We start from the raw sequence: 16,427 nt of genomic DNA on the forward strand, positions 1-16,427 counted from the left end.
CCCGGTACGGCAACAAAGCAGGCGCGGTGCGCGTCCAACGGACCATGAAACGATCCATCGGCGCCGGACTGCTCGCCGCCGCCTCGGCACTGGCCGTGCTGGCGGCCACGACCGCGTGCGCCCCGCCCGTCACCCGCGACCGGGGCGCCGCCCCGGCTTCCGGCGGCGCTCCCGCGAGTCTCTCCCCAGCCACCGCCTCCTCGTCTCCGGGCTCCGCCCCCGCGCGCCCCGCCGTCGCCGTCCAGGCCGCGGGCCTGCGGGTGGCGGACAGCGGCACCGCCGCCGGACGCTGCCGCACCGAGGCGCTCGCCGCGCGCGTCGGCAGGGTGGACGCCGGAGCGGGACAGCGGTACGCGCCGCTGGTGTTCACCAACACCTCCGCCAGGGCCTGCTGGGTGTACGGCTTCGTCGGCCTGATCATGATCGACGGCAGCGGCGACGCGATGCGCACCAGGACGCGCAGGGAGAGCGTCCAGCCCCGGCGGATCACCCTGCGCCCCGGAGCGAGCGCGCACGCCAGGCTGCACTGGAGCGAGGTGCCCGGCGGGAGCCGCTCCTGCCCGGCCTCCGCACGGCTGATGATCATCCCGCCGGACGAGGTCGCGCACCTGGAGATTCCGTTCAAGGCGACCGTCTGCGACGACGGCCGCCTGGACGTGACCCCGATGGCCTCCGGGGCGCGCCTGTAGCTCCTCGGACCGGGTCCGGGAAACGGAACCGGGGCCTGTTTCCCGGACCCTGCCTCGCTCCGGCCGCCGTGCCCTCGGCCGGAGCGGACCGGCGGCGTGTCGAGACGGTCGCCGGTACGTCTAGGGGCGTCTCCGGTAGACCTGGGTTTTGATGTCCACCCCGATCTCACATTCCACGCCGAAGTAGTGGTCGCGCGCCTCCAGGAAGCTCTCCTCGATACCGCGCTGCGACCTCACGAAGGAGAGCAGGCTCCACGCCTCCTCCCTGCCGAGCCGGATCTCATCGGGACCGAACCCCGGTTCGGCGTCCACCACGTAGCCGAGCGTGGTGGAGAAACTCCGGACGGGCTGGAAGCCGAACTCCGCGGCGCGCTCCGGGAGGTCGTTGAGGATCGTACGGTCGGCCGCGTACTCACGGTCGTAGGTCTCCAGCATGCGGCGGACCACGTCCGGGCCGCGGAAGGCCGCGTCGTCGACGTCGACCACGTACAGCAGCCCGCCGGGCCGCAGCACCCGGCGCATTTCGAGCAGGGCCAGATCCGGACTGCGCAGGTGGACGAAGAGGAAGCTCGCCGTGACCACGTCGTGCGACGCGTCCGCCTCACCGGTGGCGTACGCGGTGCCCTGGTGGAAGGTGAGGCCGGGGAAGTTCGAGCGGGCCCTGGCGAGCAGCTGGGGTGCGGGTTCGACGCCGCACACGCGATAGCCGGCGAACGGGCTCTCCTCGGTGACCGCCGCCAGATAGTCCCCGGGCCCGCTGCCGACGTCGAGCAGCGACGCGGGCGCGGGCGGGAAGGGCGTCGAGGCCAGGCGCGGCCGCTGCTCGGCGAGTACCAATCGGCCCTGTGCGCTCAGCCGCGGCGCCTCCTCCTGTAGGGACAGCAGGTCCAGGTAGAAGTTCTCCGCGCCGAGGCGCTCCGCCGCCAGCAGGTCACCCCGGCCCTCGTCGGCGAGAAACCGGACCAGCGAGGGGATCGCCAGCCGTTCGTCATCGGACCGCGACTCCCAGGTCAGCTCCCGATGCCTGAGGTAGAACCTCTCCAGGGCCTCTCCGCCCTCCACGGTCATCACGGTGACCGCGTCGTCGCCCGAGCCGACCTCACCGCGCACCACGAAGTCCCGCTTCGCGTACCGATCGAGGAGGTGGTCGTACTGGCTCGGCCGGACGATGAGGAAGAACCGGGACGGGCAGAGCGACTCGCAGAGCTGCCGCACCATCGAGTTGGCGATCCGCGTGCTGATCAGGCGGCCCCGATGGGTCTGCAGGGCCACCCGCTTGCCGATCTCGACGGTCGGCCCGTCCAGGTCGGGCAACTCCAGGGCTGCCGTCCCCGGCGCTCCGGGACCGTAGACGTACGCGGAGATGGCGGCCACGATCTTCCCCCCGGACAGGGCGCACAGGTGAAGACCCTCCGGATCGCTGTCGTGGTGCACCCTCTCCTCACTCCACCCCAGCTCGGACATGAACACCCGCCGCCGGAGGTCAAGGATCTCCTCGGCGGCCTCTTCCCACTTCAGCCAGCGGACCTCGATGTCACTTCCGTTGTGCATGCTCAAAGACCTCTCAGTGGATGTGTCCGAACCGCTCACGCGAACTGCTCACCCGAGGTGGCGGTGTCCGGCGGCGGGCCGACCGGGGGCGCGGGAACCCCCGGATCGTGACTACCGGTGAGGACGTCGCCACATTGCAAAAGAACTAGGAGGACAGGGGGAGGTAGGGGCGGACGGTTCACCGCCGAACATGGTCAGGACCACGCCGGGGGGCGGTTCACGTCTGCCGGGCAGGCCGTTGGCCGCAATCTAGGACAGCGGACTTGCGACTTTCTTGGTGTCCAGCCAGACGGCACGACACGCCCCGCGGGAGCGGTCAGCACGCCTCAGTTCACGATCCCCGGCAGGATCACCTCGTCGGGTACAACCGAGGCGGTCGGCTGATCGGGCCTGTCGTACTGGCCTGCGCTGACGGCGACCACGAGGTCCAGCGCGGGCGCCACGTAGATCCGATGGCCACCGTTTGACGGCCGCCGGAGTCGCCGGGCTTGTTCACGCGGCCTCAGACGGCGCAGGCCGCGGCGGCGCCGTCCGTGAAGGCGGACCCGGCGCCTACCGCACCCGCCACGACGATGGAAGCCTCGTCCACCGCCGGCGACGACTTCTACAGCCGGGCTGAGGTGAGATGAGGCCCCCGGTAAGGCAGCAGTCGACCAAGACGAGTCATTAGAGGTCGTGTCCCCCGACTGGGGTGTCCGTCCTACGGGTGGTAGAGCTCCTGGGCGCGGGCGGAGTCGACGGGGCGGTCCTGGGGCAGGTGCAGGAAGTGGTCCAGTTGCCACGCCTGAGCAGTGCCCGCCTGGCGGTTGGTGGTGGTCACCCAGGGCGGGTAGACGCGGAAGGCTCGTTTCCCACCGGAACCGTTCGCTGATACGACACCGTGTCGGCGGAGCGCGTCCACGGGAAAGACGAACTGGCCGAAGTGGTGATGGTCGCGGGTGCTGACGACGAAGAGGTCGACGGGGTCGGTTACGGCGAAAGGCCGGATGGGCCCGCCCGGGGACCTCTTCCATACGGTGACGAACTGGCCGACCTTGGTGGGGGTCGTCTTGGCTGCGCGGAATCGGATGGCGAGCCCGTCAAGGGTGAAGGCGTGGGCGGCGTACGCGGCCCCCTCGGATTCCGGGACCGGCTGCGAGCAGGTGAACCCGCAGGGGTCGTAGACAAGCGCTTTCGCCGCGAGGAGATCCCTGTGGGCCGGAGTGGTGTCCGGCCACGGTTTGAATCCGGTGGGGTGGAGATGGAGGGAGTGCTCGCGGTTCGTCGCCATTCGTTCACCCTGTCACGACTGCCGACTCGACCGGGGGCATATCTCTCGTCGAGACATTCGAATACCGACGGTGTCCGGGAACGCGGACAGGATGTCCAAGATCATTTTGTGCCGAACAACCTGGACGCCCTGCCGACCGCACTGTACGTGAGGAGCGACGACGAGACTCGGCATTTTCTTGGGGCGGTGGATCGAGGCGGGGACCGCACCGCGGGCGCGGGCGGGGGCGCGAACCGGGCGGAGTCGGCGGTCGTAGGGTGGGGCCCAGGGTTGTGAAGATCTGGAGGTTCGACATGGAGTACGTGCGCCTTGGGTCCACCGGCATGAAGGTGTCGAGGGTCTGCCTCGGCATGATGAGTTACGGTGATCCCGCCAAGTGGGGCGAGTGGGTGCTCGACGAGGCCGCCGCCGAGCCGATCGTGCGCCGGGCCGTCGAGGCGGGGGTGACGTTCTTCGACACCGCCGACGTCTACTCGCTCGGCGACAGCGAGGAGGTCACCGGCCGCCTGCTGAGCAGGATCTTCGCCGACCGGGACGACTACGTGCTGGCCACCAAGGTGTGCATGCCGATGGGCAAGGGAGCCAACGACCGCGGTCTGTCGCGCAAGCACATCCTGTCCTCGATCGACGCCTCGCTGCGCCGGCTGGGCACCGACCACGTGGACCTGTACCAGATCCACCGCTGGGATCCGGAGACCCCGATCGAGGAGACCATGGAGGCCCTGCACGACGTGGTCCGCGCGGGCAAGGCCCGCTACATCGGCGCCTCCAGCATGTACGCCTGGCAGTTCGCCAAGGCCCAGCACGTCGCCGAGACCCACGGCTGGACGAGGTTCGTCTCGATGCAGAACCACTACAACCTGCTCTACCGCGAGGAGGAGCGGGAGATGAACCCGCTCTGCCTCGACCAGGGAGTGGGCCTGATCCCGTGGAGCCCGCTGGCCCGGGGACTGCTCGCCCGCGCCGGAGCCGAGGAGACCACCACCCGCGCGGGCAGCGACCCGCGCATCGACGCCCTCTATGACGACGCCGACAACAACCGGCTGATCCTGGAGCGGGTCGCCCAGCTGGCCGAGGAGCGCGAGGTTCCTCCCGCCCAGGTGGCGCTCTCCTGGCTGCTCCACCAGCCCGGCCTGTCGGCGCCGATCGTGGGCGCGACCAAGGACAGGCACGTGGACGACGCGGTCGCCGCGGTGGACCTGGCCCTGAGCGAGAAGGAACTCGCCTTCCTCGCCGAGCCGTACCGCCCCCGGCCCTTCAGGAACTGACCTTTCCGGCACGCCCGCGTGGGCCCCCGAGGTCCGGGTGGCCCACGTGGACGGCATCGCGGCATGACGCCCCACCGCCGGACGTCCTGGCGGGGCGTTCGCATCCGTACCGGGTGGGACGGGCGAGGTGCGGCGGGTGCCTGATCGGCCGTCGTGCTCATACGCATGACCTTTTGTCATGATTTACCGCCTGTGGCGCTATATCTCCATAGATACGCGCATATGAGGAGGAGATAGCAGTTCCGACCGTGGATTGATCGACGGAGGATCCGATGATTCGAAAAATGATCATCCTGGTGGCCGTCACCGTGGCCGCGATGGGCGGCACGGCCGGTGCCGTCGTCTCCCCCACCCCCGCTCCATCCCCCTCCCCTCAGGCCGTCAGCCAGCAGGACAGGGACTTCCTCGTCCAGGCGCACCAGTCCAACCTGACCGAGATCGAGTCGAGCAAGGCCGCCCTTGAGAAGACCGCCGGCCAGCAGGACCAGAAGACCACCAAGATCGTCCGGAAACTGGCGAAGCGTTTCATCAAGGATCACAAGAAACTCGACAAGGCCGTCCGCCGGGTGTCCGATCAGCTCGGCGTCAAACTCCCTGACACGCCCAACACCGAGCAGCGCAAGCAGCTCGACGAGCTGTCGGCCCTCAGTGGCGCGGAGTTCGACAGGGCCTGGATCAGCGCGGAGCTCCACAGCCACCACGAGACCCTCGCCGCCATAGAGCAGGAGATCGAGAACGGCTCCTCCCCCGAGGTGAAGAAGCTCGCCACCGTTGCCAAGCCCGTCGTGCAGGAGCACATAGACCTGCTGCTCAAGGCCGAGAGGGTCTCCACCCCAAGCCCCACGGAGAGCACCGGCCCCTCGGAGAGCCCGAGCCTGCCGGAGAGCCCCAGCCCCTCGGAGAGCTGAGGCGGGCGGCACGGCGCTCCGGACGGCTCCCCACTCGGCGAATTCCGCGAGGCCGGGCGCGACCTTACCCGGGTGGCCGCCGAACGACGGTCACCACGGCAGCGGCAGGTACTCGAACCAGTCGAAGGCGGCCGTGTTGGTGCTCGGGTGGCCGTTGGAGGTGGCGTACAGGCCGATCATGGCACCGGTGAAGCCTCCGGCCACGGTGGAGCTCAGGACCCGGCCGTCCACCGGATCTCCGAGGTCGGTCCACTCGCCGGGCCGTAGCGCGTACCGGGCCTGGTAGTCCTGGCCGTGCGCCTCCACGCCGAGCCAGAGCGGTCCTGGCGGTCCGGGCGGCCCTGGCGGGATGTCGGCGCCGGCCAGGAGGGTGTCCGCGCCCCCGGCCCTTCGGGTGAGTTCCAGGCCGCGCGCGGTGCGGGTGAGCGCGAGGTGGAAGTCGTCGTTCTGGAGCAGGACGAGCCCGGCGCGTTCCTCCCCCTCCGGACGGAACTCCATCACCGTGTGGGCCGCGAAGGCGATGTGCTGCTGCCGCCGGGCGATCAGGCTGGGCGCGGCCCGCTCGCACACGGTCTGCGGGAGCGCCCGGAGGGTGAGGCGGCTGTCGGCCAGACTCCAGTACGGCTCCCTGGGCGTGCGCAGGTGATTCCAGACCGGCGCGAGGCGTCCGGCGTCGAAGTGGTCGCAGGCGGGAGCCGCGGGCCAGCGGTGGACCGGCGTCGAGGGGGCCGGCATACGCGGTTCGACCTGGTCGAACACCGGCCAGTCGTCCTCCCAGCGCACCCGGGTCAGGAAGGTCTCGCGGCCCAGGTTGTAGCCGCCGGCGGCCCGGACCGCGGCCGTCGTGAGCCGGCCGTCCGGGGAACCGCCGGCGAGGTGATCGTCAAAGGAGCCGCCGCCGGACGGGTGGCCGTCACGGGGGCTGCCGTAGGGGCGGGTGGCGAGCAGCACCGACCACCACTCGCCCTCCGCGTTCCGGACCAGGTCGGGGTGGCCGACGCTGGTGATGGGGTGGCGCAGCCCGAGATGGCGGTGGGTGAGCACGGGGTTGCGCGGGTTTCCCCGGTAGGGGCCGGTGATCCGCTCGGAGCGGGCGACCATGACCGCGTGGTCCTCGGCGGTTCCCCCCTCGGAGGTCAGCAGGTAGTAGTGGGCTCCGATCCGGTAGATGTGCGGGCCCTCGGACCAGATGCCGCCGCGCTGCACCGGTTCCCAGATCACGTGCTCCTCGCCGACCGGCTTGAGCGTGGCGAGGTCGAGTTCGCGCAGCCAGATCTCGGTGTCGCCGTCATAGCGCCTGGCCGCCTTCTCCCGGGTGCCGGTCATCCAGGCGCGGCCGTCGTCGTCGAAGAACAGCGAGGGGTCGAAGCCCCGGGTGTCGGGGAACCAGACCGGGTCGCTCCACGGCCCGGCCGGGTCGGTGGCGGTGACCAGGAAGTTGCCCGGTTCGTCCATCAGCGTGGTGATCATGTAGAAGACGCCGTCGTGGTACCGGAGGGTGGGAGCGTAGATGCCGCCGGACGGCCGTACGCCGTCCAGGTCGAGCTGGGAGGGCCGGTCCAGCACGTGACCGAGCTGCCGCCAGTGCACGAGGTCCCGGCTGTGGAAGATCGGGACCCCGGGAAACCACTCGAAGGACGAGGTGACGAGGTAGTGGTCCGCGCCCACCCGGCATACCGAGGGATCGGGGTGGAAACCGGGGATGACGGGGTTGGCGTACACGGGTCCTCCGTTGGCGTGTGCGGATCCTTCGCCCGCGCGACCTCCTGGCCGGGGCAGGCGGCCTCTTCCGGAGGTCCGCGTTCCCGAAAGAGGGGGCACCGGGCCCGCACGCCGTGTGGCGTGCGGGCCGGCGGCCCGGGGCGCTACCTGACGAGCCGGAGCACCCCCCACCTCGACGTGTCGACGTAGCCGCGCCCGGTCGGGTCGTTCCAGGTCGCGGCGGCCGCGCGGGTGGCGCCGACGGCGTCGTTGACCTGGATGTCGAAGCCGAGCAGGGCGTCCTTGGCCAGGGTGACCGTGGGCAGCCTGATCGCCGCCTCCACCAGGTAGCCGTCCGGGGTGCGGGTGACCGCGCCGGTCAGGTTCTCCTTGACCGCGAAGGCGTCGAAGGTGCCGCCGACGGTCCGCCTGCCGGTGAAGCTGATCCGGTACTGGCCGTCGTCGTCGTCGTAGCCCTTGGTCTTGTTGTTCTGCGGGTCCACGAAGATCTCGACGGAGTCCTGCTCCCAGGCGTTGGGCGACTCCTCGCTGAGCTCGGGGTCGGTGACACGGGCCAGCACGTAGAGGGTGCCGGAGTTCCACATCGCCCGCACCTTGGCGGTCGCCCCCGAGGTGCCCTGGATCCGGGTGCCGGTGGTGATCTCCGGCGCCTGGTGCCACGCGGCGTCCACGACGCCGTCCACCACCGGGGTCCTCTTCGGCGCGCGGGTCGTCCGGATCGCCGGGATGGGAGCCAGCTCACCCGCCCAGGAGGTCTCCTGACCCCCCGCGTCGGCCACAACGACCTTGACACCGGTGGCCGTCCCCGAGGGGAGCAGCGCCTCCACCCGGTAGCCGGTGGCGGTCTTCCTGGTGTGCGCCCTGAAACCGTGGGCGTGCGTGCCACCTCGCTGGACCCGGTACGGCGTGCCGCCCACGGTGAGGGTGACCGTGTCGTTCCTGTTGTCGGTCGGGTCGTTGACCTCGGCCAGCACGTACAGGCCGGCGGGTGTGGTGCGCGCCTGCCAGCCGGCGGACAGGTCGCCGATCCTGGCGATGGGCGCGTCGGGCAGCAGGTTCCACTCGTCGTCCCGCTTGCCGTCCACCGTGACCGTGCCGGCGGGCGCGTTCAGGCTCCGGGTCAGCGGGGGCAGCCTGCCGGGATCGGCGATGCCCCAGTAGGCGGGCTTGGCCTGGAGCTCGTCGTCGAACGGCAGCGGCGGGTTGGTCCGGGTGATCGGGAAGGACGACAGCCAGGTCGCGTCGTCGGCGACGCCCCAGATCGTCACCGACGACAGGTGGTCCGCCTGCCGCCGGAAGACGTCGAAGATCTCCCGGTACCGGTGGCCCTGCAGGGCCAGGATCTCGGCGGGCACCGTGTCGTAGGAGGTCACGAAGTCGGTGTAGACGCTCACGTCCAGCTCGGTGACCTGCTGCTCGACACCTAGCCCGGCGAACTTCTCGATCGTGTCCTCGATGAACGAGGTGGGCGGCTGCTCGACGTTGACATGCAACTGGTGGCCGACCGCGTCGATCGGGACCCCCTCGGCGCGCAGCTTCTTGACCAGGTCGTAGAGCGCCTGCCGCTTGCGCGGGAACTCGGTGTTGTAGTCGTTGATGACGAGCGTCGCGTCCGGGTCCACCTCGCGGGCCACCCGGAAGGCGGTCCTGATGTAGTCGAGACCGGCGATCTCGAACCATGGGGAGCGGCGCAGACCGTCCGGCCGGTTCTCGTCGATGACCTCGTTGACCACGTCCCAGGTGCCGATCCTGCCCTTGTAGCGGCCCATCACGGCGCGGATGTGGTTCTCCATCCGCTGGAGCAGGATCTCCTTGGTGGCGCCCTCGAACACCCAGTCGGGGGTCTGGCTGTGCCACACCAGGGTGTGGCCGCGGAACTCCAGGCCTTCTGCGGTCGCCCAGTCGACCAGGTAGTCGCCGTCGGCGAAGGTGAAGGTACCCTCGGCCGGCTCGGTGGCGTCCCACTTGAGGCTGTTGCCGGGGGTGACGCTCTCGTAGTGCTTGGTGATCAGCTTGGCGTGTTCGCCCAGGGTGGCGCCCCGGTAGAAGGCCGCGCCGACGGTGAACGGCACTCTGTCCTTCAGCGAGGGGATGTCGGTCTGGACGGGCTTGGGCTCGACGTAGGACAGCTGGAAGTCGTCGATGGCGAACGGCTCCGTCCCCGCGGCCGACTCGACGTAGACGCTCAGGAAGTCCACGTCGTGGGCCAGGGTGTAGGTGCCCGCGAGCCTGGTCCACTCGCCGGTGGCCGGTGCCCTGGGCGCGGCCACCCGCTCGTAGGCGGGGGTGCCGTCCAGCCTCCGTTCGACGGACAGGCCCAGGCTCTGGGCGCTGTCGGTGCGCACCCACACCGACAGCTCGTACTTCGATCCCTTGGCCAGCTTGCCGAGGACGGTCCGTGCGGGACCGTCCCAGGAGGCCTGCCGGTTCGTCACGCCCAGGCCGTAGACCCCGGTGTGCGCGAAGCCGTCTCCCGGGGTCAGGGTGGCGCCGCCGCGCGCGGTCCACTCCTGCGCGGTGCCGGTCTCGAAGTCGCTGGTCAGGCCGGACTGGGTGGGGTCGGTGTCGGCGGTGACCACGATGTCGTCGAGCTGGAAGGCGACGGTCTCGTCCGAGCTCTCCGCGTACAGCGACAGGGCCGAGTCGGTCGCGTAGGTGTAGGTGCCGGACAGCCGGACCCATTCGGAGTCGGTGACGGTGGCCGCCGCGATCCGCTCGTAGACCGTCGTGCCGCCTGCCGGGGTGCGCTGCATGGTGAGCGCGATCGTCGAGGACGGCTGACCGGCGGCGGCCCGCGCCCACGCGGTCACCTGGTAGCCGACGCCCTTCTCGAAGGGCGGGGTCACGGCCGCTCCGTGCCAGGTCGCGCTGCGGCCGCCGGTGAGCAGGGATCGGGTTCCGCCGTGCGCGGAGTCCGTGGTCGCGGTGACCGAGACCCCGGAGCCCCGGGGTTCCCAGCCCTGCGTGCCGGACTCGAAGTCGTAGCCGACGACGGTGGCGGCCGCGTGCGCGGCGGGGACGGTCGACGCGCCTGCCAGGAACGACAGTGCGAGGGACAACAGGGCCAGGACCGCTGTTCGCGGCCGGGGGGTGCGCATCTCCTGGGCTCCTCGGTCAGGTAGGAGTGGGTACTCAGACGTCACCGCCTTACGGCTTCGTCAAGCGTCGCCGCCCGGGTTCCCGGCGAGCAGGTTCTCGGCGAGCAGGTCGAGCAGTGGCTGCCGCCGGGCGCACCGGGCGAGTGCGAAGGAGTCGGCGAGGGCGGTCAGTTCCTCGTCGGAGCAGCCTCGCAGCAGCTCGGCGTACTCGGGAACCAGCGCCTGCGCGATGAGGATGTGCCGGATCAGGTCGTCGGTCTGGTAGCGGGCACCCCACGGGTAGGGGTTCCAGGAGGGGAACTCGGTCTCCACCAGCCGGTGCAGCGGCGCCAGCTCACTCGCCGACTCCTCCATCGTCGAGCCCCACCGGTCCGCGCCCAGCCGTCCCTTCTTGGCGATGAAGTCGCCGAACCGGCTCATGTACGGTTCACCCGCACTGACCAGGCCCTGCAGCCCGACGTCCTTGTAGGTCCACAGCGACCAGCCGGCCTGGTGGGAGTCGAAGATCTCCAGCTGGTCGCGGAGGATCTGGTAGCGCTGCCGGTCGACCTCCGCGTCGCCGGTGTAGACGGGACCGAACTCGCCGACCCACAGGGGGGTGCCCGTCTCGCGCTGGAAGACGGTCCGCCGCTCGAAGGACTTCTCCAGCTGGGCCCGGTCCACCCACTCGCCTCGGGTGTGGCCGGGGTAGGGGCCGCCGTGTGCGAAGCCGGCCAGGGCGTAGTCGTGGCAGACGAAGACCGTGTTCTCGTACACCTCGCGGAAGATCGAGAAGTCGGTGGAGTAGGTGTTGCCGTCCAGGAACAGCACGTGTCCGGGGTCGACGGCGCGGACCGCCTTGACCAGGCGGTCGTAGAAGGGGCCGACGACCTGCCCGCCGGAGTCGCCGGGCTCGTTGACCGGGTTGTAGCCGGCCACCCACGGATTGTCCCGGTAGCGGTCGGCCACGGCCTCCCACAGGTGGACGACGCGGTCCTGGAAGTGCCGGTGCTGCCAGAAGGCGGCTATGTGCGTGGGGTTGTCGGAGTGCCAGTGCTGGTTCTGCGCGCCGGGCAGGGCGTGCAGGTCGATGACGCTGTAGATGCCGCGCTCGGCGAGCAGGCCGATCACCCGGTCGAGGTGGCGGAAGCCCTGCTCGATGATCTCGAAGGGGCGGTCGTCGGACTCCAGGTGGCGGTAGTTGATCGGGATCCGGACGCAGTTGGTGCCGAGGTCGGCGAGGAGCGAGGCGTCGTCGGCGCCGAAGAACGAGGTGAGCAGGCGGTCGAAGAACAGCTCGGCCCGGTCGTCGCCGAGCACCTCCAGGACCGCGGCGCGCATCGTGGCCTCGTTGGCCGGATATCCGGTGATGAAGTTCTCCATGTTCAGCCAGCCCCCGAGGCCTACTCCGCGCAGCCGTACCGGGGTGCCGGCCGAATCGACGAGACGGGATCCGGCGACACTCAGGGTCATGTTTCTCACTCTCCACAACGGTCGTTCGACACAGCGATGAGGTCCCGGCTCAGCCCTTGGTGGCGCCCGCGGTGAGGCCGCTGATCAGCTGGCGCTCGGCGACCGCGTAGAAGGCCAGGGCCGGGACCATGGAGACGATGACGTAGGCCAGGATCTTGGCCGTGTCCGCCGCGTACTCCCCCTGGAACTGCTGGACGCCCAGTGGCAGCGTCCACAGGTTCGGGTCGTTGAAGACCACCAGCGGGAGGAAGAAGTTGTTCCAGCTCGCCACGATCGCCAGCACCGAGACGGTGGCCAGGGCGGGCCTGGCCATCGGCAGCAGCACCCGCCAGAAGAACCCGAAGGGGGTGCAGCCGTCGAGGGTGGCGGCCTCCTCGACCTCGTTGGGGATGGACCGGAAGAAGGTGCGCAGGATGATGATCGTCAGCGGCAGCCCGAACGCGGCCTGCGGCAGGATCACCCCGAGCGGGTTGTCCAGCAGGCCGAAGGTGCGCAGCAGGATGAACAGCGGCAGGATCGCCACCGCGAACGGGAACATCAGCCCGATGGCGAACAGCGTGAACAGGAACTCGCGGCCGCGGAAGGCGAACCGGGCGAAGGCGAAGGCCGCCATCGCCGACAGGAACACCACCAGCACGGTGGTCGCCACCGCGATGAACAGGCTGTTGAGGAGCTGGCGCCAGAACGCGCCGGTGGCGATCACGTCGGTGTAGTTCTCGGTGACCCATGGGGAGGGCAGGCCGAGCGGGTTCTCCGACAGCTGGGCGGTGGTCTTGAAACCACCGAACAGGCCGTACACGAAGGGGACGACGATGAAGACCGCCGCCACCCAGACGATCACGTGGATCGGGACCGTCCGGAACCGGGCGATCATCGGTGGTCTCCCATCGTGGTACTGGCCCCCTCCAGGTCCCGGCGCAGCACGAACCGCTGGTAGCCGAGGGCGAAGACGAGGCTGATCAGGAACATGGCGACGCTGATCGCGCTGGAGTAACCGATCTGGGTCCGTTTGAAACCGTATTCGAACATGCTCACGGCCATGGTCTCCGAGGCGTGCGAGGGGCCGCCGCCGGTGAGGATCCAGACCAGGTCGAAGAGCTGGATCGTGCCGATGACGGACAGGAACACGCTGACCCTGACGGTGGGGCCGAGCAGCGGCAGGGTGACGTACCGGAACACCTTCCAGCCGCCGGCGCCGTCGATCCTGGCCGCCTCGTGCAACTCCTTGGGGATGCCCTGCAGCCCGGCCAGATAGATGATCATGTGGAATCCGAAGTACTTCCAGGTGATCACCAGAAACAGCGAGAACAACACGGTGTCCGGCTCCGACAGCCAGCTCCACGGCTCCAGCCCCCAGGAGGTCAGCAGCCGGTTGGCCAGACCCGCCTCGGGCGAGAGGATCAGCGAGAACAGCACGCCGGTGATCGCCTCGGAGAGCATGTACGGCGCGAAGAACAGCAGCCGGTAGAGGGCGCGCCCCCGGATCCGCTGGTTCAGCATCACCGCCAGGCCCAGCGAGAGCGGCAGCTGCACCACCAGGGAGAGCAGGACCAGGATGCCGCCGTTTCGCAGGTCGCCGATGAAGATGTCGCTGTTCAGCAGCCGGGTGAAGTTGTCCAGGCCGATGAAGTCGCTCGGCGGCCCGATGCCGTTCCACTTGTGGAGGCTGGTGTAGCCGGCGACCAGGATCGGCGTCAGTACCAGCAGGGTGAACAGGACCAGGGCGGGGAGCACGAACAGGATCGCGGTGATCCAGCCCTTTCCCCGGCGCCGCCCCTCGCGCCGTCCTCGCCGCTCGGCGGGTCTTCTTCCGGGAGGGGCCGGACGTGCGTCCGGCCCGGTCATCGTCGTCACCGACCTCGCCCCTTCACCGTGCTCACCGTCGGTTCCCTGGCCTCGATCGGCTCTGTCACCTTCATGCGGACGGCTACTCCGACTCCGACTTCGCCGTCTCGGTGATGACCTTGACGACCTCCTCCGGCGTCTTCCTGCCCGCGATCAGTTCGGCCACGGCGTCGTTGACCTCCTGGCCGACGGCCGGCGGGTACGCCTGGTCGAGGTAGAGCTGGAAGCCGGTCGCGGCCGACAGCGCGTCGGAGACCACCTTGATGTTGGGGTCGGTGACGGCCGACTCCTCCCCCTTGAGCACCGGGAGCACACCTCCCGCGGCGACCGCCTTGGAGTGGTTCTCCTTCTTGAGCGCGAACTTCAGGAAGTCCAGCGCGGCGGGCGGGGCGTTGACGCCCACGGCCAGGCCGCCGCCGCCGCCGAACGCGTCGCCCGCGGAGCCTTTGCCCCCGTCCACGGACGGGAAGGTGAAGAACCCGAGGTCGTCCCCGAGGCCCTTGCCGGAGTCCTTCTGTACGGACGGCGCCCACTGGCCCATCAGTTCCATGGCGGCCTTGCCGTTGCTCACGGTCGCGGCCTGCCCGTCGGGGGTGGAGTAGTCGGCGTTGAGGAAGCCCTTCTGGAAAGGCTGCAGGTCGACGAGTTCCTTGAGCCGCTGCCCGGCGGCGACGAAGTCGGGGCCGGTGAAGTCGTTGGTGGTGCCGGCCTGGCTGAGCGCGTCCAGGCCCGCCACCCGCATGGCCAGGTAGGCCCAGTAGTAGTGGCCCGGCCACTTGGCCTTGCCGGCGAGGGCTATCGGGGTGATCCCTGCCGCCTTCAGCTTCTTCACCGCGTCCAGGAACTCGGTCCAGGTGGCGGGCGGGGCGGAGATGCCGGCCTTGGCGAAGTTCGCCTTGTTGTACCAGAAGCCGACCATGCCGATGTCGGTGGGCAGCCCGTAGGTCTTCCCGTCGAACTGGTAGGCGGCCAGGGAGGCCGGGGTGAAGTCGCCGAGGATGTCACCGGCCTCCGACGACAGGTCCTTCACCAGGCCCGCCTCGATGTGCTGCTTCAGCACACCGCCACCCCAGGTGGAGTAGAGATCGGGCGCCTTCCCCGACTGGGTGAGGGTTGCGAGCTTCGGCTTGTAGGAGTCGTTCTCGATACCGATGTTCTTGATCGTCACATTCGGGTTGGCCGCCTGGTACTCCTTGACGCGATCCGCCCAGAAGGACTTGAGCGGTTCGGCCGTCGCCAGGTTCCAGAACTCGAAGGTGACCTTCTCCGAGCCGGCGCTCGCGCCCGGTTGCGCCCCGTTATCGTCCGCGCTCGTACCGCAGGCTCCAAGAAGCAGCACCGATGCCGCCAGCGCCACCACGCCTCGCCGACTCAGCATGGGGGTTCCCCTTTCGGGAGTGGGTATGAAAAGTTTCACATGTTCCCCGAACATTTCGTGACCCGGAGGATAGGTAAATTGCCGGTTACGCGTCAATAGCCGTCGTGGTAGCGAGCTCGAACAGCAACGAAGACGGGCCCCCCGCGGGCCTCCGAAAGTTTTCGGTTAGTATTCGCCGCATGCCATCCAACAGGCGGGTGACGATCGCCCTGATCGCCGAGGAGGCCGGGGTTTCCGCGCCCACGGTCTCGAAAGTCATCAACGGGCGGCCCGAGGTCGCCTCCGAGACCAGGCAGCGGATCGAGCGCCTGCTGCACAAGCACGGCTACATACGCAGGACCGGCCAGGGCGACGAGCCCGTCGGCCTGGTGGACCTGGTCTTCACCGAGATCGAGAGCCCGTGGGCGATGGAGTTGGTGCGCGGCGTGGAGACCGCGGCCCGCGAGGTCGACGCCGGCGTGGTCGTCTCGGTACTGCACAGCCACGCGGGCCCGGGCCGGGACTGGGTGGAGCGGATCGCCACCCGGCGCACCGACGGGGCCATCCTGATCGGCTCGCGGATCAGCGCCGCCCAGCACGGCCAGCTGGCCGCCAGGTCCATCCCCTTCGTGGTGGTGGACCCGGAGGGCGAGCCGCCGCCGGGAGTCGCCTCGGTCGGCGCCACCAACTGGAGCGGCGGCCTGGCCGCCACCCGCCACCTGCTGGAACTGGGCCACCGCCGGATCGGGATGATCGGCGGCCCGGCCGGCATGCTGTGCAGCCGGGCCCGCATCGACGGCTACCGCGCCGCGCTGGAGACCGCGGGGATCGCGGTGGACCCCTCGCTCATCGGGTACGGCGACTTCCTGGTCGGCTCGGGCCGCGACCTGGGCCACGCGCTGCTGTCGGCGGCGGACCCGCCCACCGCGATCTTCGCCGGCAGCGACATGCAGGCGTTCGGCGTCTTCGAGGCGGCCAGGCAGCGCGGCCTGCGGGTGCCGCAGGACCTGTCGGTGGTGGGCTTCGACGACCTGCCGTTGGCACGTTCCGCCTGGCCGCCGCTGACCACCGTGCGCCAGCCGCTCCAGGAGATGGCCGCGCTGGCCACCCGGATGGTGCTCGGCCTCGACCGCGGCGGGCACGAGCCCCGGCGGGTGGAGCTGGCCACCGACCTCGTGGTCCGCGACAGCACCGCGCGCCCTGACGGCTGTTGACTGCCGCCATCCGAAAGATTTACGGTGATCGACACGAAAAGTCTCGGTAATCT

At 69.8% G+C, this 16,427-nt stretch carries 12 protein-coding genes; 4 read left to right on the plus strand and 8 right to left on the minus strand.

All coding sequences use genetic code 11. From position 1 onward, the window contains the following. The first annotated feature begins 44 nt into the window (after positions 1 to 44). Positions 45 to 689 (plus strand): DUF4232 domain-containing protein, encoded by a 645-nt coding sequence (locus AB0K21_RS04935; RefSeq protein WP_364147898.1) that lies wholly within the window; start codon positions 45 to 47, stop codon positions 687 to 689. A gap of 120 nt (positions 690 to 809) precedes the next feature. Here AB0K21_RS04935 and AB0K21_RS04940 read toward each other — a convergent pair whose 3' ends face one another. Then, complete coding sequence (locus tag AB0K21_RS04940) at positions 810 to 2,240, minus strand: class I SAM-dependent methyltransferase (protein WP_364147901.1); 1,431 nt, start codon at positions 2,238 to 2,240, stop codon at positions 810 to 812. A gap of 700 nt (positions 2,241 to 2,940) precedes the next feature. After that, entirely contained in the window at positions 2,941 to 3,510 is a 570-nt protein-coding gene (locus AB0K21_RS04945; RefSeq protein ID WP_364147903.1) for a MepB family protein, read from the minus strand. A 293-nt stretch (positions 3,511 to 3,803) separates the two neighbouring features. Between AB0K21_RS04945 and AB0K21_RS04950 the strand changes: the two genes are divergently transcribed. Both AB0K21_RS04950 and AB0K21_RS04955 read left to right on the plus strand, forming a co-directional pair. Beyond that, entirely contained in the window at positions 3,804 to 4,778 is a 975-nt protein-coding gene (locus AB0K21_RS04950) for an aldo/keto reductase (RefSeq protein ID WP_364148375.1), read from the plus strand. A 284-nt stretch (positions 4,779 to 5,062) separates the two neighbouring features. Then, a complete protein-coding gene (locus tag AB0K21_RS04955) occupies positions 5,063 to 5,686 on the plus strand; it encodes a DUF4142 domain-containing protein (protein ID WP_364147906.1) in 624 nt (207 codons plus the stop codon). Between the two features lie 90 nt (positions 5,687 to 5,776). Here the strand turns inward: AB0K21_RS04955 and AB0K21_RS04960 are convergent, their stop codons facing one another. From AB0K21_RS04960 to AB0K21_RS04985, 6 genes are all read right to left on the minus strand, one after another. Then, complete coding sequence (locus AB0K21_RS04960; RefSeq protein ID WP_364147909.1) at positions 5,777 to 7,408, minus strand: glycoside hydrolase family 43 protein; 1,632 nt, start codon at positions 7,406 to 7,408, stop codon at positions 5,777 to 5,779. A gap of 143 nt (positions 7,409 to 7,551) precedes the next feature. Continuing rightward, positions 7,552 to 10,506 carry an endo-1,4-beta-xylanase gene (locus tag AB0K21_RS04965; RefSeq protein ID WP_364147912.1) on the minus strand — a complete coding sequence of 985 codons (2,955 nt, stop codon included), beginning with the start codon at positions 10,504 to 10,506 and terminating at the stop codon, positions 7,552 to 7,554. A gap of 60 nt (positions 10,507 to 10,566) precedes the next feature. After that, complete coding sequence (locus tag AB0K21_RS04970; protein WP_364147915.1) at positions 10,567 to 11,958, minus strand: cellulase family glycosylhydrolase; 1,392 nt, start codon at positions 11,956 to 11,958, stop codon at positions 10,567 to 10,569. 49 nt (positions 11,959 to 12,007) lie between these two features. Further along, the gene (locus AB0K21_RS04975; protein WP_343976631.1) at positions 12,008 to 12,832 is read right to left on the minus strand and encodes a carbohydrate ABC transporter permease; all 825 of its coding nucleotides are present in this window, start codon (positions 12,830 to 12,832) and stop codon (positions 12,008 to 12,010) included. Beyond that, complete coding sequence (locus AB0K21_RS04980) at positions 12,829 to 13,803, minus strand: sugar ABC transporter permease (protein ID WP_343976658.1); 975 nt, start codon at positions 13,801 to 13,803, stop codon at positions 12,829 to 12,831. The genes AB0K21_RS04975 and AB0K21_RS04980 overlap by 4 nt, the downstream gene beginning before the upstream one ends. A gap of 82 nt (positions 13,804 to 13,885) precedes the next feature. Beyond that, positions 13,886 to 15,181: an extracellular solute-binding protein gene (locus AB0K21_RS04985; protein WP_343976626.1), complete on the minus strand. Its 1,296-nt coding sequence runs from the start codon at positions 15,179 to 15,181 to the stop codon at positions 13,886 to 13,888. A 179-nt stretch (positions 15,182 to 15,360) separates the two neighbouring features. On the opposite strand from AB0K21_RS04985, the gene AB0K21_RS04990 reads away from it, so the two are divergent. After that, a complete protein-coding gene (locus tag AB0K21_RS04990; protein ID WP_343976623.1) occupies positions 15,361 to 16,374 on the plus strand; it encodes a LacI family DNA-binding transcriptional regulator in 1,014 nt (337 codons plus the stop codon). The last annotated feature ends 53 nt before the right edge of the window (positions 16,375 to 16,427 follow it).

This window comes from Streptosporangium sp. NPDC049248 (assembly GCF_040678965.1).
GTDB lineage: Bacteria > Actinomycetota > Actinomycetes > Streptosporangiales > Streptosporangiaceae > Streptosporangium > Streptosporangium fukuiense.